Origin of the sequence: Pantoea sp. Taur, from assembly GCF_009830025.1 — a bacterium.
Lineage (GTDB): Bacteria > Pseudomonadota > Gammaproteobacteria > Enterobacterales > Enterobacteriaceae > Pantoea > Pantoea communis.
Genome location: NZ_SZZZ01000002.1, coordinates 253,805 through 272,091, shown reverse-complemented (window position 1 = coordinate 272,091; position 18,287 = coordinate 253,805). Strand labels below are relative to the sequence as shown.

Here is an 18,287-nt window from a genome sequence, read left to right as displayed (position 1 = left end):
CTTATGCTGCCCGATATTTATTCAGCAGGTGGTCAATCGACACCGCCGCCAGCAGAATTAAACCTTTGATCAAGTCCTGCCAGTAGACGGAAACATTAATCAGGATCAGTGAGCTGGTCACGATGGAGAGCAGTGCGACACCTAAAACCGCGCCCAGAATCGAGCCAGTGCCGCCTTTTAGGCTTGCGCCGCCTATCACCGCCGCCGCTATCACGTTCAGTTCCATCCCTACGCCAAAGGTCGGGGTAGCTGAGCCTAACCGCGCCATATAAATAATGCCGGCTACACCTGCTAGCGTTGAGGTGAGTACCGTGACCCACAGTTTTATGCGGTTGATGTTGATGCCGGAATAGGCCGCTGCACGCTCATTACTGCCGGTATAAAATACTTTGCGGAACAGCGTGGCTTTGCGCAGCAGGAAATCGAACAGGGCGACCAATACAAAGAACAGCAGGATGACAAACGGAATGCCCCACATGGCACCCTGGCCGATAAATTTGAAACTGACGGGAAGTGTGAACAGCGACAGCGGCGTGCCCTGGGTGATGATCATGCAAAGCCCGCGCACAATCACCATCGCTGCCAGCGAGGCAATAAAATGACTCAGGCCGATTTTGGTCACTGTTAAACCCATCAGCAAGCCTACCAGTGCGGCGGCAGCTATTCCTCCCAGGCTGGCCAGCCAGGGATCCACCCCACTGAGAAACAGTTGTCCCGCGACCACCATAGAAAGGCACACCACCGCGCCGACCGAGAGATCGAGACCGCCGACGATCAACAAGATCGTCATACCGATCACCACAATGCCTTCAATCGAAAACGACAACAGCATCGCTTTCATATTGGCCCACGTCAGGAAGTAGGGTGAGGTAAAACTCATCACGATAAAGATTAACGCGATGATCGCAATCAAGCCGATTTCCCGCTGCTTGTGCAGGCCGCCAAACAATGACAGCCGGGATTTGCCTGCTCCGGGCAAGGTCGTATTCATGGTCATAGCGCCTCCACTTCAGGGGGAATGCCAGCAGCCAGTCTCATCAGATTCTCCTCGGTCATTGCATCGCCGGTCACTTCACCGGTGATGTGACCTTCATGAATCACGATAATGCGGTCACATAAACCAATCAGCTCAGGTAACTCTGATGAAATCACCACCAGTCCGACACCGTTATGTGCTAATTGGGCGAGTATCTGGTAGATCTCTGCCTTGGCGCTGACATCGACGCCGCGCGTCGGTTCATCAAGAAAGATGATTTCGGGGTGCACCGACAGCACGCGCGCTAGCGCCACTTTCTGCTGATTGCCGCCAGAAAGCGATGACACCGGGTCGCTCAATTTGCCGCGTTTCAGTTTGACCTGATACGCCAGCGCTTCCGCTTGCGCACGCTCGCGTCTTGGGCTTAGCGTCAAACCGCGATGGCTAATCGCGCGAACATCCAGCGCCGAGATGTTCCAGTCAATTGGCATTGCTAAAAACAGCCCGGCGTCCTTACGATCTTCGGATAAATAAACCATGTGATGTTGGATACTGGCGGCGTAATTTTTCAGTGTTGCTGGCTGGCCTTTGATACGAACAGTGCCGTGAGTTACCGGCTGCAATGCGCACACGCCCTGAGCGATTTCGCTACGGCCCGCGCCCATCAAGCCACCAATGCCGAGAATTTCGCCGGGATACAGCTCGAAGTTGATATCGTAAAAACGCTGACTATCGCTAAGAGATCGTACCTCCAGCAGCGGTGCGGCACGATGAGAGGGGCGTTTATCGGGATAGAGTTGCGACAATTCGCGACCGACAAGGCGCGTAATGACTTCATCCGGTGTCATGCTGTTCAATGGCGCACTGTGCACCGTCCGGCCATCGCGCAGAATGGTGATGTGCTGACAAAGCGCAAAAATCTCGGCCATACGATGACTGATATACACCACCGTGATGCCCTGATCGCGCAGTTGACGCACGATGGTGAACAGCGTCTGCGCTTCTGGTTCCGTGAGCGCTGCAGTGGGCTCATCCAGAATCAGCAAACGACAATCCAGCGTCAGTGCTTTGGCAATCTCTACGAGTTGCTGTTGTGACAACGACAGTTCGCTAACCTTTTTACTCACTGGAATCGGCGCAAGGCGATTCATAACCTGCTGCGCTTTTTCCCTCAAGGTTTTATGCGGTAATAGAAAGCCGCGCTGCTGATGCGCCATCCAGATATTTTCATAGATAGTAATATCCGGGCACAACGCGATCTCCTGATGCACCAGCCCGATGCCTAACCGCTGCGCCTCACGCGGCGAGCGAATGGTTACGGATTGCCCCTCCAACACTATTTCACCGCTGTCGGGGCGCAGAATGCCATCAATGATATTCATCAGAGTAGACTTACCCGCGCCGTTTTCACCGGCCAGCGCATGAATTTCACCGGACCTTAGCGTAAGATCAACGTCCTGTAACGCCTGTACTGCGCCGAAGCGTTTGCTGATGCTGCGTAACTCAAGCAGTGCCGTCATCATCTTTCCCCTTACTCGTTGATGCCTTTGGTTCCACGACGTTTCAGGTAACGGTCCCAGCGGAAATCATCGGCATTTTCTTTAGTCACCACGGCATAACCATTGTCGAGGATTGGGAACGAGAAGGGATTCACACCGTTGCGTTTGGCATCATTCATGGGGTCAATCAATTCTGGGTGGGCGGCGAGGAACAGCGTCATAAAGCCCATGTAGCCCTGTATTCCCTGATTGGGGTTGATGGCACCAAACACCTCGCCGCTTTTGATCATATCCAGTACTTTGGCGTTGACGTCCACCGTCATCACTTTCACTTTGCCACCGTTTTCTACCACTGCCTGTGCGGCACCGATCGCGGAACTGGCTTCAGGCATGAAGATGCCTTTCAGGTTTGGATTCGCTTGTAGCATCGACAGCACGGCGTTGTAGGCTTTTGATGGATCCTGATTAGTGGCGGCGCGCGCAACCAGCTTGCTGTCAGGAAACGCGGTTTTCATCTCATTGATAAAAGCCGTAACCCGACGGTCATGATTATCCTGCCCTGGATTTTCCAGCACCGCATACTCCGCGCCTTTGCCCATGGCTTTACCGAGTTCATCGGCGGCGGCTTTACCTTCACGGAAGTTGTCTGAAGTGATGTAAGCGACACGCTTGCTGTTGGGGGAATCAGCGGCAAAAGTTACTACCGGAATGCCCATCTCTGCCGCACGATTAATTGGCTCGATAAAGGGGTCGGGATTCATCGGATGGAGGAAAATCCCGGCGGGTTTCTGCGCCAGAATCTGTTCGAAACTGGCTAACTGCTGGTTGACGTCATAAGCGGGCGTGCCACCATAAACGGTTTTGCAGCCCAGCTGATGCGCAGCTTGTTTAAACATCTCGTACACCGGAAACCAGTATTCAACACCGGTCACCATGACGTTCATGTAGTAAGTTTCGCCAGGTTTGCAACGGAACTGTGGTGATTCATCGGCGGCACGTGCGGTGCTGGAGAGTGTGCCCGCTAACGCAAGGCTGGAGAGAAGGATGGCGATTTTTTTCATGTTTTTCCCCGGAGCTGACGCTGAATTTGGAGGCTCAGCCGTGACGACTTAACGCGGAAAAACGAGCCGGGGTACGTTTTGAAAATTATTTCTGATGCGTGAAATAATTTTCATAAGCTATAAAAGCTGGCGGGGAAAAGATCAATTAATGGTTAATGAAATGTTTCTCGCTTGTGATCGCCTTCACTTTCCTGCGGATAGCAGAACATTTGGTTAGGTGAAACCGTGACGGAATTTTATAATCACGCGCTGAAATTGTGGCTTAACTGAAATAAAAGGAATTTTCATGCGCTTATCTCTTACTGCGCTAGCGCTGCTGGCAAGCACCAGCGTCCTCGCACAAACCTCTTCACCTGACGCCATCATCAAACCGTTGATGCAGCAATATCAAATCCCTGGCATGGCGGTGGCTATTCTGCACGATGGCAAAACCGAGTTTTACAACTACGGTGTGGCATCCAAAGAGACTCAACAGCCGATCACTGCGCAGACCTTGTTTGAAATCGGGTCACTCAGCAAAACGTTTACCGCTACCTTAGCGAGCTATGCGGCTCAGCAGAAAAAACTGCAGTTTAGTGACAAAGCCAGTACATGGTTGCCCGAACTGAAGGGCAGTGCGTTTGATCAGGTGTCACTGCTAAACCTTGCTACTCACACCACGGGCACGCCGCTGTTTGTGCCGGACGATGTCACCAATCAGCAGCAGTTGATGAACTGGTACAAAAACTGGCAACCGCCGGCTCAGCCGGGCACTCAGCGTGTCTACTCCAATCTGGGGATTGGTATGCTCGGCATGATTGCCGCCAAAAGCTTGCATCAGCCGTTTATCAGCGCGATGGAGCAGCAACTGTTACCCGCGATGGGCATGAAGCACACTTATATTCAGGTGCCTCAGTCAGAGATGGGCCAATATGCGCAAGGTTACAATAAACAAGACAAGCCGGTACGTGTGACGCCAGGCCCGTTGGATGCTGAGTCGTATGGGTTGAAATCGACATCCGCTGATCTGATTCGCTGGCTGGCTATTCAACTGGATGAACAGAAGGTCGCGACGGAGTGGCAGCAGGCGATCGCCACCACGCATCAGGGCTACTACAAAACCGAGGCGTTTACGCAGGCGATGATGTGGGAATACTATCCGTTGCCTGTCTCATCAAAGCAGTTGGTGGAAGGCAACAGCGGTCAGCGCATCATGAAAGGGATGTCGGCCACGTTGATCACGCCACCGCAGGCTGCGCCACAACAGGCGTGGTATAACAAAACCGGTTCGACCAATGGTTTCTCAACCTACGCGGTGTTTATTCCGTCACAGAAGATTGCGGTGATTATGCTGGCGAATAAATGGTTCCCGAATGACGATCGCGTCATCGCGGCGGACAAAATCATTCAGACGTTGGCTCACTAACGGATTGTTGGGCGCGCCCCGACGCGCCCAATTAAACCGCAACTTACTTTCGTGCATCCAATGCGAGTTTGACGGCCATGCCCGCCAGCACCGTGCCCATCAGCCAGCGCTGCAAACGCTGCCAGCTGGGGCGCGTCAGTAAAAATGTCGACACCTGGCCAGCGGTAGTAATGAAAATCGCATTGACCGTCAGGCTAATCACAATTTGGGTGACGCCCAATATCAGCGACTGCATCAGCACACTACCGTGATACGGGCTAATAAACTGCGGTAATAGCGACAGAAACATCATGGCGATTTTTGGGTTCGCGAGGTTGGTGAGGAAACCCATGGTGAACAATTTACGCGGGTTGTCGGCAGGGAGATCGCGCACGGCAAATGGCGAGCGGCCGCCAGGCTTGAGTGCCTGCCACGCAAGATACAGCAAATAGAGTGCGCCACTGAAACGCAGCGCATCATAGGCCCATGGAACGGCAAGCAACCATGCGGTGATACCCAGCGCCGCACACAGCATATAAAACACAAAACCTAACGCCACGCCGCTGAGGGAAATATAACCCGCCCGCTTGCCCTGACACAGCGAACGCGAAACCAGGTAGATCATATTGGGGCCGGGCGTAAGCACCAATCCCAACGCCACCAATGCAAAGGCTAACCAACTCGACAGTTCTGGCATGCAACACTCCTTGCGTTATTTTCGCGATTATGGCGCGAACCAGGCATATCAGGCAACGCACGTTTTCAGACTGACAACAGGAATAAGCTGCGTTAGTTTGGCTTGGCTTATTGTATTTAAGAGGGAGATAAAAATGACTGTTCCTGTTGTGGCATTGCTAACGGCAAAACCAGGTTGCGAAGATAAAGCTGAGCAATTATTTCGTGGTGTGATTGAAGAGACGCTACGCGAAGAAGGGTGTATTACCTATCAGCTAAACATTGATAGCAAAAATCCGCGCCGCTTTGTCTGGACCGAAGAGTGGGCGAGCCAGGAATTATTGGATAAGCACCTGAATGCCCCGCATATCGTTAAATTGTTCGCGGATCTTGAACCGCTGTTAGAACACGCGGAAGTGGTGGCATTACGCAAAGTCGCGGGTGGCAATGCGTGATAAGGAATAAGCAGACTTCGGTCTGCTTTTTATTTGTTGATATCGAGATGAGATTTCGCGTCAGAATATAAAGGAAACCAAAATGAGAACACAAAAGCGTTGCATGGGTTACGTCGCTATTGTGGTCGATGATTATGACCGCGCGATTGAATACTATACGCAAAAACTGGGATTTCATTTAATCGAAGATACCCCACAGCCGGGCAAGCGCTGGGTGGTGGTCAATCCCAATCCGCAGAGCGATTGTAACTTGCTGCTGGCGCAGGCATCGAATGAGCGCCAGCAAGGGTTTATCGGTAATCAATGCGGCGGCCGGGTGTTCCTGTTTTTACAGACGGACGACTTCTGGCGTGATTACCAGCAAATGAAAGCCAATGGCGTCACTTTCTGTGAAGAACCCCGCGAAGAAGAGTATGGCACGGTTGTGGTTTTCGAGGATTTGTACGGCAACCGTTGGGATCTTTACCAGAACAAATGATCGACCGGTCTGACTCGCTTCAAAATCCAGGTTTCATACACCGGTTAAGCGGCCGATAATGGAAGCCTGAAATGAGCTGGTTTCCCACTTTAAACAGGTAGATGCGGGCGGTGAAATTCTCGTCCGCCAGCGGATCAATATATTTCCCGATAGCGGGATCCTGCGTATCAGGACCCGCAATACGAAAAGATTTGCGAGTGGAAACCGTTACGGAATCAGGATGGTAGTCATAATCAAGATTCACGGTGCGATCAACATTAATCCTGCTTTCAAGCCCCTGCGGCGACATAAATGCCAGATAAGCATTTAAATGACCTTCACGACTGCCGCTCAAAATATCCCAGTAGCCATGACTTACTACGGTCCGGTCAGGTTCATCATAGATGATATAGGTCTCGGCCCGGCAATCGCCAGAAAATGGCCGTAAAAAATAGGGCAGCGAAAACCAACCCAGCAACAATGCCAACAGGCAACATGCCGCGGAAACAGCCATTCTCATGGATGGTTTCTCCCGATAACCGCAAATGTCTGGCAAGAGGTTGTCGCCAGTGCAATTTCGCCTTTGCACACAAAGAAATTAATCGCGTTGCCACGATCGGCATTAATGTAGATTTTGCTGTGCGGCGTAATGGAAACCTGCATTTTGTTAAGCCAGTAACTCACGCGTCTTGCCGCGTCATGTTTGTCATTTTCCACGTATTGCGAAAACAGAAAGCTGTGTCCATCAAGCAGAAGTGGTTCGCCATACCGCAATGGGTGGATAAGTTGTTGGCCACGAATCAGAGCGCCCACGATAAAAAACAGGCAGCAAAGCAGCAGCGTAAGTACCCTGAATTTTATCTTTGTTGGTTTATTCTTAAGCGCTGATTTCGATGTATCAGAAACAGAGATCGCTGATGTTTCTTGCTTTTGATTCAAACCATCCTGGCGTTCCGGTAACGAATAATTTTGTGAGTCTGAAACCAGAGTGATGCAACCGGGTTTTAAGCGATATCCCATGTATCCCAGTGTTTCAAGAATTTCGCCTTCTACTTCGAGTGAGGCGAGTGATTTCCGGATGCGAAAAAGGGTTTGTCGTACGGTATTATCGGAGACCACAGCACCATGGTTTCTCCAGCAAGCGTCATGTAATGCTTCTTTGGAAACGATATTACCTTCATGCTCACACAGGTACGTCAGGCATATTTTACTTTGCCTGCTAAGAATAATCTCTTTATCTTCCAGCCTGATCAGACCGGTATCGGTAAAAAAAATAATGGTCACTTCTGCCTGATCCCCACGGCGCATCTTCAACGCACACTTTTCATGCGGCTGATTATAACACGGTCTGACAAAAGGGCATGCTGATGATGACAATCAGGTAGGTAACAGCTTTGTCACAGGGTTATCTATATGATTAATATGTGAGTTATCTCCATGCTGGTGACTTTTAAGTGACATTTACGCCAGTATGTTGAAAGCCTTCAATCTAGCCAATAATATCCGCATCGGATTAATCGCATAGCATCGGCTAATATCGTTCAGATGAATCTGTAATAATTGCATATTGGCGTGATCACAATTGAGGAACATCAACAATGCATAGCGTCATTAAAATAACGACAAGCAAAATCAAAAATAAAAATATCGCTATTATGACACCCAGCGCGATCACCTATTATGGTATTCGCGCCATGTTGACAACATTAAATGCTGTGACGGTGACTCACCATCCCATCCAAACCCATGATGAACAGATCAACATCATTGATAGAGATTTGGATCTGATTATTATCGATACTGAGGTTGGCAATGCAGATGTTATTTCTATGCTGATAAAATCTTACTTGCCCACAGCATCAGTGATAATTTTAACCCGCGCATCGGATATCAGGCTATTACAAAAATATAAAAAATCAGGTGTGCAAGCCATATTAAACAGGAAAAGCAATCAGCGCGAGGTTGAAGATGCGGTGACGGCAGTACTTGAACATCGAGTCTGGGGATTTGAAGTCAAACCCACTGCACCGCAAAAGGGTTCATCTCTACGACAGGTATTCTCATCAAGAATGTATGAAGAAGCGATGCTTTCACTCAGTACCACGGAAAAAACAACCATCCGCTCCATCTATCGCGGCCGTACCGTAACGGATATTGCTGTTGCCAAAGACAAAAGTATTAAAACCATTAGCAGCCAAAAACAGTCTGCAATGCGCAAACTCAATGTAAAAAATCTGGCTGAACTCCATCAGCGGTATCACGCCTGGCTGGAATAGTACCTGCCAGGCCATTTCCTTCCCACCTACCACCGTCTTTTTCCTCTTGATTTCCCGACATTTTTCCTCATTTCCCGGCACCGGAGAGCCACTCCGGTGCACCTTCGGTTAGACGTTATTCTTAATTTTTTTGTGATGGGTTTCTTAAAATCTTGCGCTGAAGTTAGGTGAAATGCCGACAGATTGTTATGAATGAAGCTAACTTAAGTTTCATTCGAAACAATCGGAGCGACAAAATGAATACATCCTTTACCTCTTTACAACAACCTGAAGATGCAAAGCAGCATATCCGCTTGATGAAACAGGTGCTCAGAGCGCAAATCGGCGATGTTGAGGGCCTGTTTGAGCAGGTCAGAAGTAAAATCCTCAGCGAAATTGCTGTAGCTCGTGAGGAAGAAGCGCGAAACGGCACGGCATGGCCACAGGTACGTTGGGATGACATCGCCGCAGGGCGCATTTCCGATGAAGTGAAGGATCGCATTCGTCGTCGCGGCTGTGTGGTGGTGAAACAGACCTTTACGCGCGAGCAGGCGTTGGGCTGGGATGCGTCGATGCTGGAATACCTTGATAAAAATGATTTCGATGAAGTCTATAAAGGGCCGGGTGACAACTTCTTTGGCAGCCTCGATGCCTCACGCCCTGAAATCTATCCGATCTACTGGAGCGAAGCACAGATGTCGGCGCGTCAGAGCGACGCCATGGCACAAACCCAATCCTTCCTGAATCGCCTGTGGACCTTCGAATCCAACGGAACGCGCTGGTTTGACCCTGATGTCAGCATTATCTATCCGGATCGTATTCGCCGTCGTTTACCGGGCACGACATCAAAAGGGCTGGGCGCGCACACGGATTCCGGGGCGCTGGAACGCTGGTTACTGCCAGCTTACCAACAGGTGTTCAGCAAAATTTTTAATAACCAATTTGATCAATATGATCCCTGGGATGCGGCACATCGCACAGAAGTGAATGAATATCAGGCTGGCACCACCACCAAATGTTCAGTCTTCCGCACTTTCCAGGGGTGGACTGCGCTGTCAGACATGCAATTGGGTCAGGGCTTGTTGCATGTGGTGCCGGTTCCGGAAGCGATGGCGTATCTGTTGCTGCGTCCGCTGCTGAAAGATGTGCCAGAGGATGAACTCTGCGGCGTTGCGCCGGGCAAAGTACTGCCCATCTCAGAGCAGTGGCATCCGGAACTCATCAAGGGACTGTGTTCCATTCCTGCAATGGAAGCGGGTGATTCTGTCTGGTGGCACTGTGATGTCATCCATTCGGTTGCACCGGTTGAGGATCAGCAAGGTTGGGGCAATGTGATGTATATTCCGGCTGCCCCCCTGTGCGAGAAGAATGCCGCTTACGCCACTCAGGTTGCTGAGGCGCTGGCAACCGGTGCCTCACCGGGTGATTTCCCGAAAGAGGACTATGAAGCCAGCTGGCGCGACCGTTTTACTTTGGACGCGTTAAACAGCAACGGTCGTCGCAGTCTCGGCTTAGATTAAGTTTCTGGTAAGCTGGATAAAATTCTAACTGAAGCAGGCACTATGAACGCACGTCATCAGCACATTATCCAACTGGTCAGCGAACGCGGCAGCGTCAGCGTCAGTGAACTGGCGCAAACCACCGGCGTTTCCGAGGTGACGGTGCGTCAGGATCTGAATATTCTGGAAAAGGGGGGCTTTCTGCGCCGCGTGCACGGGTCAGCCGTGGCGCCAGAAAGCGATGATGTCGGCGCACGCATGCAAACGCGTTTTGCTGTCAAAAAACGTCTGGCGGAGTACGCCGCCTCGCTGGTTAACGCAGGTGAAACGGTGTTTATTGAAGGCGGCAGCACCAACGCGTTGCTGGCACGCGAATTGAGCGAACGCGGTGATATCACGATTATCACCGTCAGCCATTACATCGCGGGATTACTGCGAGAACAGGGCGGTGATGTGATCATTCTTGGCGGGCTATTCCAGAAGAGCAGTGAGTCGGTAGTCGGGCCGCTGACGCGATTGTGCATCCAGCACCTCAACTTCCATAAAGCCTTTATCGGTATTGATGGCTGGGATGCCGTCACCGGCTTTACCGGTCGTGATATGCTGCGCTGCGACGTGGTTAACGCCATCATGGAAAAGCAGACGCACACGGTGGCACTCACCGATTCATCGAAATTTGGTCAGATACATCCCTTCGCTCTGGCACCGACCGTGCCCTTTAAGCAGGTGATTACGGATAACCAACTGTCGCCGGTGTATCAGGAAATATTGCGCCAGCAGCCAATGGAGATGACGCTGATTTAGCGAGAAGGAGGCTAACCGGTGTGACAGGAAGCGCGTACGATCAGTTCTCCCTGCGCGATAAGGTGGAGCGGGCTGGCCTCAGGATTATCCAGACGGTGCATCATCGCCACCACCGCGTTATGTCCAATAGCATTGAAGGGTTGTTTCCAGGTGGTTAACGGGATACCCAGCAACGCGGAATATTCATTGTCATCAAAACCCACTACGTTGATTTTGACTCCCTGCTGACTGCAGAGGGATAGCAACTTCATCGCGGTAAAGTCATTGGCACACACCACATCACGCGCGCCACTGGCCAGCAACTGGTGGATAAAATCAGCGTGATTCAGTTCGCCTTCATGCTGCCATTCCGGCAGGGGAGAAATGCCGGCTTCCTGCAACGCCAGTTGATAGCCAAGCATTCGCATGTAAACCGTATTTGCTGAGAAACGTTCACAGAGGAAATCGATGCGACGCGGGCGCTCGGCCAGTAAATGCCGTGTCATCACGGCTCCCGCTGCGACGTTATCGATGCCAATTAAATCCCACCGGCTGCGCGCGGGCCACCGCACCACATCACTGTCCAACAGCACCACACTCATGCCGTCGCGTTCCAATTTACTCAGAATCAGTTGATTGATTTCAGTAGCGAAGGGATGAAATTCAATGGGAATAAAGAACACGCCTTTCACACCGCTACGCTGGTAGCGCTCAATCACACCCTCAATCTTGCTGATGATGGCCTGCCGCGAAGCTCCCGTGCCCAGCGTCATGACACCGTTCCACACCAGATCAAAGTTAAAGGGCTGAGACAGGGCGGCAATGGATTTAAAGATCTGCTCAAACAGAAATCCACTTTCGTTGGCTTCCATGCGCGGGGAAAGAATACCCAAAGCCATCGCAGGCGGCAGGTGTGTCATCTGGCTGGGTTCAGCATAGGTAATGTAATGGCCTGAACCCTGAGTACTGCTAATCAGTCCCTGTTCACGTAAGCGTGACAATGCGCGAGACAGCGTGGGGCGTGAAACATCCAGTTCAGCACACAGCATCACTTCAGTCGGCAAACGTTCACCGCTGGCATAATCGCCACGATGAATACGTTGAGTTAATTCAAGATACACGCGATCCAACTTGCCTGATTTCGCCATAGTGCGGTTTGCCCGTTGATCAACAGTTTCAGCGATGGAACACATTAAGGGAGTTAATAAGTAAAATCAACCAACTGAAAAACGTGCAAATTTGTAAATTATAAAAAGTGATAGTGAATTCGATTTTTTAAAAACCGAACGACCTCGAAATGAAAAATAGCGCACAAACTGCACGTAAACTTGTGATCGACTCCGCTAAATCGCCTTTACTGCTCGATATGTAATCTATTTGTGTTTGATTTGTGATCAATTCCAAAAGAAAAAGTAAAAATGTTGCGTAAGGTTGTCATCAGTTGTCAGGCATTTAATTTTACAAATTTGTAAACATAAAACCCTACATCTGTGCCTTTTAGGGCCAACTGAGGAATGACACATGTCTCAATACGCAGCATTGGTAGAGAAGGTCATTAATGAAAACCGCGACACACTGCTGGCCGTTGATCCGCACCAGATTGACCAGCTCATCACAGAAATTCGCCAGGCAAAAACCATCCAGCTTTATGCTATGGGGCGCATGCAACTGTCAGTGCGTGGCTTCGCCATGCGCCTTAAGCACATGGGATTTGACAGTTATGTCGTGTATGACACCACGTCGCCCTATCTTGGCAAAGGTGATTTGCTCATCGTGCATTGTGCCGTCACCAATGTTGAACTGAACATTATCAAACTGGCGAAAGAAGCCGGTGCCCGCATCGTGTTGCTCACCGCACACCCTGAAAATGAACATGGTCAATATGCGGATTTGGCGGTGCGTGTCCCTGGCCAGATATTCGGCGGCGAACAGGAAATCCCTTCCATTCAGCCCATGTCTACCTTGCTGGAACAGTCGCTATTCCTCTTCACCGATATCGTCACCATGATGCTGATCGAGCAGTGCGGTATCCAGATGGATGCGATGAAAGCCAGCCACACCAACCTTGAAGGGTTGCCTCATAAGTTTGCCTGAGCGGAGCGCATGCGATGAAAGACGGTGACATCATTCAGATTGCTCATCTGGTGGAAGATCTTGATGCGGCAATGCAGCACTACTGGGAAGCCTTCAACATGGGCCCGTGGGATGTCTATACCTATGGTCCCCATAACGTAAATCAGTCGATTTACCGTGGCCAGCCGGCAGAGCATATCTACAAAATTGCCGTGTGCTGGATCAATGGCATACAGATGGAATTGATGCAGCCGGTCTCTGGCTACAGCATCTATGACGAGTACATCGAAAAGCACGGATACGGCTTGCATCACCTCAAACTCTACTTTGCGGATTGTGAAAAGGCGCTTGAAACCTACAAAGCACGCGGATATGACGTGGTGCAGAGCGGCAATATTGGTGATGACGTTTTCTACTACCTCGATACTGAGGAGCGTTTTCAGGGTGCCGTGATCGAAATCGGTAACGCTGGCTCCATTCCTGAACCTGAACGGCGCTATCCCGCCTGATAAAGGACACACATGATGATGAAAACGCGTAATGCACTCACGCTGGCACTGCTGCTGGGCGTAACCTCAATTTGCACATCGCTGCCCGCTCAGGCGGCAGATGAATACACCATGGTCGGTATTCCCAAGCTGCGTTCTGCGTGGTTCAACGATTATGAGACCGGCCTGAAAAAAGCGGCCAAAGACTTCAAAATCGATGCCTATCAGCAGGCGCCTGCCTCCGCTGATGAAGCGCAGCAGGTGCGCATTATTGAAGACAGCATCACCCAGGGCGCTAATGCATTGTTGGTGGTGCCAAATAATGCCAGCTCGGTGGAGCCCGTCTTCAACCGTGCGCGAAGCCAAAAGATTGTCGTCATTACCCACGAATCAGTGAACCAACCCGGCGCTGACTATGACGTTGAGATGATCGAAAACGAAAAATTTGGTCGCTACATGATGGATGAGTTTGCCAAACATGCGGGTGGCAAAGGGGAGTTCGCTATTTATGTGGGTTCATTGACCGTACCTGCGCACAACACCTGGGCGGATGCCGCGATCAAAGAGATGAAAGAAAAGTATCCCGATATGAAACTGGTCTCCGATCGCTTCCCGGTGAGCGAAGATCGTAACGCCTCACGTCAGAAAACATTGGAGTTACTGTCAACTTATCCCGATTTGAAAGGTGTGCTGGCATTCGGCAGTCAGGGTGGGCCGGGTGCCGCACAGGCGCTGCGTGAAAAAGGCCTGGTGGGGAAACTGACCGTGATTGGAACGACGTCCCCGAAAGAGAGTGCCACCTTTCTCAAGGACGGGTCCTTGACCGAATCGATTCTCTGGAGCCCGGGTGAGGCCTCCTACGCCATGGCCTACATTGCCAAAATGGTGCTGGATGGCAAGCGGGATCAGATCAAACAAGGTCTGGAAATCCCTACGCTTGGCGTGCCGACTATCAATGGTCAAAACATCATCTTTGATAAGCCACTGACGGTCACCAAAGACAATTACAGCAAGTACGATTTTTAATAATGAGGGCGGCATCTGTGTCGCCCCCTAAGCCTGAACGGTTTATTGGTGTGGCGTCATCGATGATGCCCGTCTCTTTCACCGCAGAGTGTGCGGAGGTCGTATGCAGTTTTTATCTGTGGCGAACGTCACGAAAAAATTTGGCGGCGTGACCGCACTCAACGATGTCAGTTTTGATATCAATGAAGGAGAAGTGCACGGTCTGGTGGGTGAAAACGGCTGCGGCAAATCCACCTTAATGAAAATCATTGCCGGCGTTGAATCACGCGATCGCGGCAGCCTGAGCATCAAAAATCAGTCCATCCAGCGTTTCACCGCAATGGATGCGGTTAAGCAGGGCATTGGCATCATCTACCAGGATCTGTCGCTGTTCCCTAATCTCAGCGTGTTAGAAAACATCTATATCAGCCAGATGCTGAATGACCGTAAAGCACTGGTGCGCAGCAGCGCTTACAAAGATAACGTCGTCAATATCATCGCTCAATTGGGGATTCATCTCGATTTGGACGCGACGGTTGACGAACTGCCGATTGCCAAACAACAGTTGGTGGCGATTGCACGTGCGCTGGTTAATCAATCAAAACTGATCATTCTCGATGAACCTACAACCGCGCTGACACGCAGTGAGATCAATAACCTCTTTGCCATTTTGCGCCAGTTAAAACAACAAGGCATCGCCTTCATTTTTATCAGCCACAAGCTGAATGAATTACTGGAGATCTGCGATCGCGTCACGGTGATGCGCGATGGCAAAGTGATTGACTGCCAGCCCACGGAAAAACTCACCAGCGGGGATATTGAAAATCTGATGCTGGGCTATGCCCTGACTTTTGAAACGCGGGCATCGAGTGCGACTGATGAGGTGCTACTCAGTGTGCGCCATCTCAGCAAACGCAACAGCTTTCAGGACGTCAGTTTTGAATTACGCAAAGGTGAAGTGTTAGGCATTGCCGGTTTACTGGGGGCCGGACGCACTGAACTGGCCATGGCGCTGTTTGGCGTGGAGCCGGCACAAAGCGGCGAAATTTATTTGCATGGTCAACCCGTCACCATCAACAGCATCCATGCTGCGGTAAAACACGGTATCGCCTATGTTCCCGAAGATCGCCTGGCACAAGGGCTCATCATGGAGCAGAGCATCGCGGCAAATGCGGCCATCTGTACCCTGGATCACTACCTGACCCCAATGCGACTCCTAAATAGTCAAAAAATGCGCGATACGGTTGAGGAGTTGCTCAAAGGTATGCAGGTGAAATACGGCAGTCAGGACCAACCGATTCGCATGCTTTCCGGTGGCAATCAGCAAAAAGTGGTGCTGGCAAAATGGCTGGCGATGCGACCTCAGGTCTTCATTCTGGACAGCCCAACCGTGGGCATTGATGTGGGTGCCAAAAACTACATCTACCAAACCGTGAAAGCGAAAGCGCAGGAAGGCATGGGCATCATTTTTATTTCGGATGAGCTACCAGAGCTGCTGGCCAATTGTGACCGCATCATCATGATGCAACGCGGTCGTCTGGGCAAAAGCTGGCGCAGTGACGAAATCGATAACGAAGCGCTGCAACATGAGATGGAGCGGCAATAACGCCCACAGAAGGAGAGTGTCGTGGATATGATGAAACTGTTCAAAGCGCGTGAGACCCTGCTGCTGGTGCTGATCGTCGTGCTGTCGATTGTGATCACCAGTATCAATCCCAACTTCATTAGCTTTGATAATCTGACCGACCTGCTAAAGTCCTGGACCGTGCTGGGCATCTTTGCATTGGGTGTGTTACTGGTGCTGATTTCCGGTGGGTTTGACGTTTCGTTTACCGCCATTGCCCAGGTAGCGCAATATGTGGTGGTGTTCTGGTTCCTGCAACTCGGGCTCGACAATATCTGGCTGGCGATACTCTGCGCACTGATTCTCGGCGCCTTAATGGGATTGCTGAACGGCATCATCATCTATTACTTCAAAATCACGGCTATTATCGTCACGATTGCCACCAACAGTCTCTTTTACGGCACCCTTTATGTCGTGACGCAAGGTGATTTGATTTACGACTTGCCGCCTTCACTACTCAGTCTGGCTGAGATCAAAATCTTCCCGTTACAGGCAGCAAACGGCGCCTGGTATGGCTTGAGCCTGGTGACCTGTTTGTGGTTTGCCCTGGCGATATTCCTGCATCTGTTCCTCAAACACACCGTGCTGGGGCGCAGCATATACGCGGTGGGCGGCAATGCGCTCTCTGCGGAACGCGTAGGTTTCAACCTGCGTCGCACGACGTTGTTCATTTATACCTTTGTCGGGGCCATTTCGGGATTTGCCAGCATTATCCAGGTGTCGATTGTGCAGACGGTGATCCCCAATTCCATTGTGGGTTCTGAGTTGCAGGTGATTGCCGCCGTGGTGCTGGGAGGTGCATCGGTCACCGGTGGGCGCGGCAGCGTAGCTGGAACCCTGTTAGGTGTATTGCTGTTCGCCATCCTCAGCAATAGCCTGACGCTGCTGAAAGTCTCGCCTTACTACTACAACGTCTTCACCGGTTTGGTGATTCTGTTTAGCGTGTCACTCAATGCGCTGCAAATTCTGCGGCAGAAAAGGGCGCAGGTGCGTGTGGTGGTGGAACAATGAGGAGCAAAGCCATGAAAACTTACGCGCCCGGGCGTCTGCGTCTCAGTGCCGTCATTGCGGAGAATCTGTCGCTGTATGTGGTGCTGATTGCCGTATTTATCCTGATGTTCGCACTCAATGGCGAGAAGTTTATTCGCACGCAAAACCTGATATCGATGGCCTATCAATTGCCGATTGTGGGTTTGCTGGCGATTGGCATGATGATTTCAATGCTGTCCGGCGGAATCAATCTCTCCATCATCTCCACTGCCAACCTTAATGGCATTATCATCGCGCTGGTGCTGCAAGCCCTCTCCTCACAGGGCATGAAACTGGCGAGTGGGGAACTGGTATTGCTCGCCGTGCTGCTCGGTTTGATTGCCTGCCTGCTGGTGGGAGTGATCAACGGCTTGCTGATATCGATCCTCAAGATCCCCGACATTCTGGTGACACTCGGCACCATGACGTTAATTGCCGGATTGAATGTGGTGCTGACGCGCGGCTATACCCTCTCAGGTTTCCCGGATTCATTGCTGAGCATCGGTAATGGCGTCAGTTTCGGTATTCCTAATGCTCTGATCCTGTTTGTCGTGGCAGCCATTATTGCGTCAGTGGTGCTTAACAAAACCCGATTTGGTTTTAGCCTGTATATGATGGGTTCAAACGCGACGGCGGCGCAGTACGCCAACGTCAATCTGGTTAAAATCACTGTGATGCAATATGTGTTCTCTTCAACGTTCGCAGCGCTGACCTCGCTGGTGATGATGGGACAACTCAACTCGGTCAAAGCCAGTTATGCGGATTCTTATTTGCTGGTGGCGGTACTGGCCGCGTTTCTCGGTAAAGTGAGTCCGTTTGGCGGATTCGGTCGCGTTTCGGGTGTGGTCCTGGCGGTGATTATCCTGCAGATGATATCCAGCGGATTAAACCTGCTGCGTCTCGATCCCTTTATGATCACTGCGACCTGGGGGGCGATAATTATCGCCATTGTGGTGTTCCGGGGCTTGTTCTCTCAGATTAAACTGCGTATGGGTAAATAATTAAAACATCAACATCGCGAATT

The 18,287-nt window shown here is 50.9% G+C and carries 19 protein-coding genes; 12 read left to right on the top strand and 7 right to left on the bottom strand.

Annotation, left to right across the window (positions count from 1 at the left end):
* Position 1: 1 nt before the first annotated feature.
* Genes FD744_RS03635 through FD744_RS03625 form a run of 3 tightly spaced genes read right to left on the bottom strand, consistent with a single transcriptional unit; the run spans position 2 to position 3,536 of the window.
* A complete protein-coding gene (locus FD744_RS03635; protein ID WP_097117112.1) occupies positions 2-997 on the bottom strand; it encodes an ABC transporter permease in 996 nt (331 codons plus the stop codon).
* Positions 994-2,496, bottom strand: a complete 1,503-nt coding sequence (locus FD744_RS03630; RefSeq protein WP_160867460.1) for a sugar ABC transporter ATP-binding protein — start codon at positions 2,494-2,496, stop codon at positions 994-996. The genes FD744_RS03635 and FD744_RS03630 overlap by 4 nt, the downstream gene beginning before the upstream one ends.
* 11 nt (positions 2,497-2,507) lie before the next feature.
* Complete coding sequence (locus tag FD744_RS03625) at positions 2,508-3,536, bottom strand: substrate-binding domain-containing protein (protein WP_034823457.1); 1,029 nt, start codon at positions 3,534-3,536, stop codon at positions 2,508-2,510.
* A 286-nt stretch (positions 3,537-3,822) separates the two neighbouring features.
* On the opposite strand from FD744_RS03625, the gene ampC reads away from it, so the two are divergent.
* Positions 3,823-4,941 carry a class C beta-lactamase gene (gene ampC, locus FD744_RS03620; protein WP_160867347.1) on the top strand — a complete coding sequence of 373 codons (1,119 nt, stop codon included), beginning with the start codon at positions 3,823-3,825 and terminating at the stop codon, positions 4,939-4,941.
* 43 nt (positions 4,942-4,984) lie between these two features.
* Here the strand turns inward: ampC and FD744_RS03615 are convergent, their stop codons facing one another.
* Positions 4,985-5,617 carry a LysE family translocator gene (locus FD744_RS03615; protein ID WP_160867346.1) on the bottom strand — a complete coding sequence of 211 codons (633 nt, stop codon included), beginning with the start codon at positions 5,615-5,617 and terminating at the stop codon, positions 4,985-4,987.
* Positions 5,618-5,750: 133 nt separating this feature from the next.
* Here FD744_RS03615 and FD744_RS03610 point away from each other — a divergent pair, with 133 nt between their 5' ends.
* Together FD744_RS03610 and FD744_RS03605 are read left to right on the top strand one after the other, a co-directional pair.
* The gene (locus tag FD744_RS03610; protein ID WP_038646947.1) at positions 5,751-6,050 is read left to right on the top strand and encodes a putative quinol monooxygenase; all 300 of its coding nucleotides are present in this window, start codon (positions 5,751-5,753) and stop codon (positions 6,048-6,050) included.
* 82 nt (positions 6,051-6,132) lie between these two features.
* Positions 6,133-6,528: a VOC family protein gene (locus FD744_RS03605; RefSeq protein WP_038646949.1), complete on the top strand. Its 396-nt coding sequence runs from the start codon at positions 6,133-6,135 to the stop codon at positions 6,526-6,528.
* Positions 6,529-6,547: 19 nt separating this feature from the next.
* Here the strand turns inward: FD744_RS03605 and FD744_RS03600 are convergent, their stop codons facing one another.
* Entirely contained in the window at positions 6,548-7,027 is a 480-nt protein-coding gene (locus FD744_RS03600) for a hypothetical protein (protein ID WP_160867345.1), read from the bottom strand.
* Positions 7,024-7,815, bottom strand: coding sequence for a helix-turn-helix domain-containing protein (locus FD744_RS03595; RefSeq protein ID WP_237449333.1), 792 nt, complete (start codon positions 7,813-7,815; stop codon positions 7,024-7,026). The genes FD744_RS03600 and FD744_RS03595 overlap by 4 nt, the downstream gene beginning before the upstream one ends.
* Before the next feature lie 290 nt (positions 7,816-8,105).
* Here FD744_RS03595 and FD744_RS03590 point away from each other — a divergent pair, with 290 nt between their 5' ends.
* The 3 genes from FD744_RS03590 (at position 8,106) to FD744_RS03580 (ending at position 11,065) form a co-directional block, all read left to right on the top strand.
* Complete coding sequence (locus tag FD744_RS03590) at positions 8,106-8,783, top strand: LuxR C-terminal-related transcriptional regulator (RefSeq protein WP_160867343.1); 678 nt, start codon at positions 8,106-8,108, stop codon at positions 8,781-8,783.
* A 236-nt stretch (positions 8,784-9,019) separates the two neighbouring features.
* Positions 9,020-10,282 (top strand): DUF1479 domain-containing protein, encoded by a 1,263-nt coding sequence (locus FD744_RS03585; protein ID WP_160867342.1) that lies wholly within the window; start codon positions 9,020-9,022, stop codon positions 10,280-10,282.
* Positions 10,283-10,324: 42 nt separating this feature from the next.
* A complete protein-coding gene (locus FD744_RS03580) occupies positions 10,325-11,065 on the top strand; it encodes a DNA-binding transcriptional regulator YciT (protein WP_160867341.1) in 741 nt (246 codons plus the stop codon).
* 11 nt (positions 11,066-11,076) lie between these two features.
* Here FD744_RS03580 and FD744_RS03575 read toward each other — a convergent pair whose 3' ends face one another.
* Positions 11,077-12,192: a GntR family transcriptional regulator gene (locus tag FD744_RS03575; protein ID WP_160867340.1), complete on the bottom strand. Its 1,116-nt coding sequence runs from the start codon at positions 12,190-12,192 to the stop codon at positions 11,077-11,079.
* A 373-nt stretch (positions 12,193-12,565) separates the two neighbouring features.
* On the opposite strand from FD744_RS03575, the gene FD744_RS03570 reads away from it, so the two are divergent.
* From FD744_RS03570 to FD744_RS03545, 6 genes are all read left to right on the top strand, one after another.
* Positions 12,566-13,138: an SIS domain-containing protein gene (locus FD744_RS03570; RefSeq protein WP_160867339.1), complete on the top strand. Its 573-nt coding sequence runs from the start codon at positions 12,566-12,568 to the stop codon at positions 13,136-13,138.
* Positions 13,139-13,152: 14 nt separating this feature from the next.
* Positions 13,153-13,626, top strand: coding sequence for a VOC family protein (locus FD744_RS03565; protein ID WP_160867338.1), 474 nt, complete (start codon positions 13,153-13,155; stop codon positions 13,624-13,626).
* A gap of 12 nt (positions 13,627-13,638) precedes the next feature.
* Positions 13,639-14,631, top strand: coding sequence for an autoinducer 2 ABC transporter substrate-binding protein (locus tag FD744_RS03560; protein ID WP_237449327.1), 993 nt, complete (start codon positions 13,639-13,641; stop codon positions 14,629-14,631).
* A gap of 103 nt (positions 14,632-14,734) precedes the next feature.
* A complete protein-coding gene (locus FD744_RS03555; protein ID WP_160867337.1) occupies positions 14,735-16,216 on the top strand; it encodes a sugar ABC transporter ATP-binding protein in 1,482 nt (493 codons plus the stop codon).
* Between the two features lie 27 nt (positions 16,217-16,243).
* A complete protein-coding gene (locus FD744_RS03550) occupies positions 16,244-17,245 on the top strand; it encodes an ABC transporter permease (protein ID WP_202403400.1) in 1,002 nt (333 codons plus the stop codon).
* An 11-nt stretch (positions 17,246-17,256) separates the two neighbouring features.
* Entirely contained in the window at positions 17,257-18,264 is a 1,008-nt protein-coding gene (locus FD744_RS03545; RefSeq protein ID WP_160867335.1) for an ABC transporter permease, read from the top strand.
* Positions 18,265-18,287: the final 23 nt, after the last annotated feature.

What these genes read in the sequence shown, in the direction of transcription:
- FD744_RS03590 (WP_160867343.1), top strand. Translation starts at nt 8,106, where the DNA reads ATGCATAGCGTCATTAAAATAACGACAAGCAAAATCAAAAATAAAAAT.
- FD744_RS03630 (WP_160867460.1), bottom strand. Translation starts at nt 2,496, where the DNA reads ATGACGGCACTGCTTGAGTTACGCAGCATCAGCAAACGCTTCGGCGCA.
- FD744_RS03585 (WP_160867342.1), top strand. Translation starts at nt 9,020, where the DNA reads ATGAATACATCCTTTACCTCTTTACAACAACCTGAAGATGCAAAGCAG.
- FD744_RS03555 (WP_160867337.1), top strand. Translation starts at nt 14,735, where the DNA reads ATGCAGTTTTTATCTGTGGCGAACGTCACGAAAAAATTTGGCGGCGTG.
- FD744_RS03610 (WP_038646947.1), top strand. Translation starts at nt 5,751, where the DNA reads ATGACTGTTCCTGTTGTGGCATTGCTAACGGCAAAACCAGGTTGCGAA.
- FD744_RS03550 (WP_202403400.1), top strand. Translation starts at nt 16,244, where the DNA reads ATGATGAAACTGTTCAAAGCGCGTGAGACCCTGCTGCTGGTGCTGATC.
- FD744_RS03580 (WP_160867341.1), top strand. Translation starts at nt 10,325, where the DNA reads ATGAACGCACGTCATCAGCACATTATCCAACTGGTCAGCGAACGCGGC.
- FD744_RS03615 (WP_160867346.1), bottom strand. Translation starts at nt 5,617, where the DNA reads ATGCCAGAACTGTCGAGTTGGTTAGCCTTTGCATTGGTGGCGTTGGGA.
- FD744_RS03635 (WP_097117112.1), bottom strand. Translation starts at nt 997, where the DNA reads ATGACCATGAATACGACCTTGCCCGGAGCAGGCAAATCCCGGCTGTCA.
- FD744_RS03570 (WP_160867339.1), top strand. Translation starts at nt 12,566, where the DNA reads ATGTCTCAATACGCAGCATTGGTAGAGAAGGTCATTAATGAAAACCGC.
- FD744_RS03575 (WP_160867340.1), bottom strand. Translation starts at nt 12,192, where the DNA reads ATGGCGAAATCAGGCAAGTTGGATCGCGTGTATCTTGAATTAACTCAA.
- FD744_RS03605 (WP_038646949.1), top strand. Translation starts at nt 6,133, where the DNA reads ATGAGAACACAAAAGCGTTGCATGGGTTACGTCGCTATTGTGGTCGAT.
- FD744_RS03625 (WP_034823457.1), bottom strand. Translation starts at nt 3,536, where the DNA reads ATGAAAAAAATCGCCATCCTTCTCTCCAGCCTTGCGTTAGCGGGCACA.
- FD744_RS03565 (WP_160867338.1), top strand. Translation starts at nt 13,153, where the DNA reads ATGAAAGACGGTGACATCATTCAGATTGCTCATCTGGTGGAAGATCTT.
- FD744_RS03560 (WP_237449327.1), top strand. Translation starts at nt 13,639, where the DNA reads ATGATGATGAAAACGCGTAATGCACTCACGCTGGCACTGCTGCTGGGC.
- FD744_RS03600 (WP_160867345.1), bottom strand. Translation starts at nt 7,027, where the DNA reads ATGAGAATGGCTGTTTCCGCGGCATGTTGCCTGTTGGCATTGTTGCTG.
- ampC (WP_160867347.1), top strand. Translation starts at nt 3,823, where the DNA reads ATGCGCTTATCTCTTACTGCGCTAGCGCTGCTGGCAAGCACCAGCGTC.
- FD744_RS03545 (WP_160867335.1), top strand. Translation starts at nt 17,257, where the DNA reads ATGAAAACTTACGCGCCCGGGCGTCTGCGTCTCAGTGCCGTCATTGCG.
- FD744_RS03595 (WP_237449333.1), bottom strand. Translation starts at nt 7,815, where the DNA reads ATGCGCCGTGGGGATCAGGCAGAAGTGACCATTATTTTTTTTACCGAT.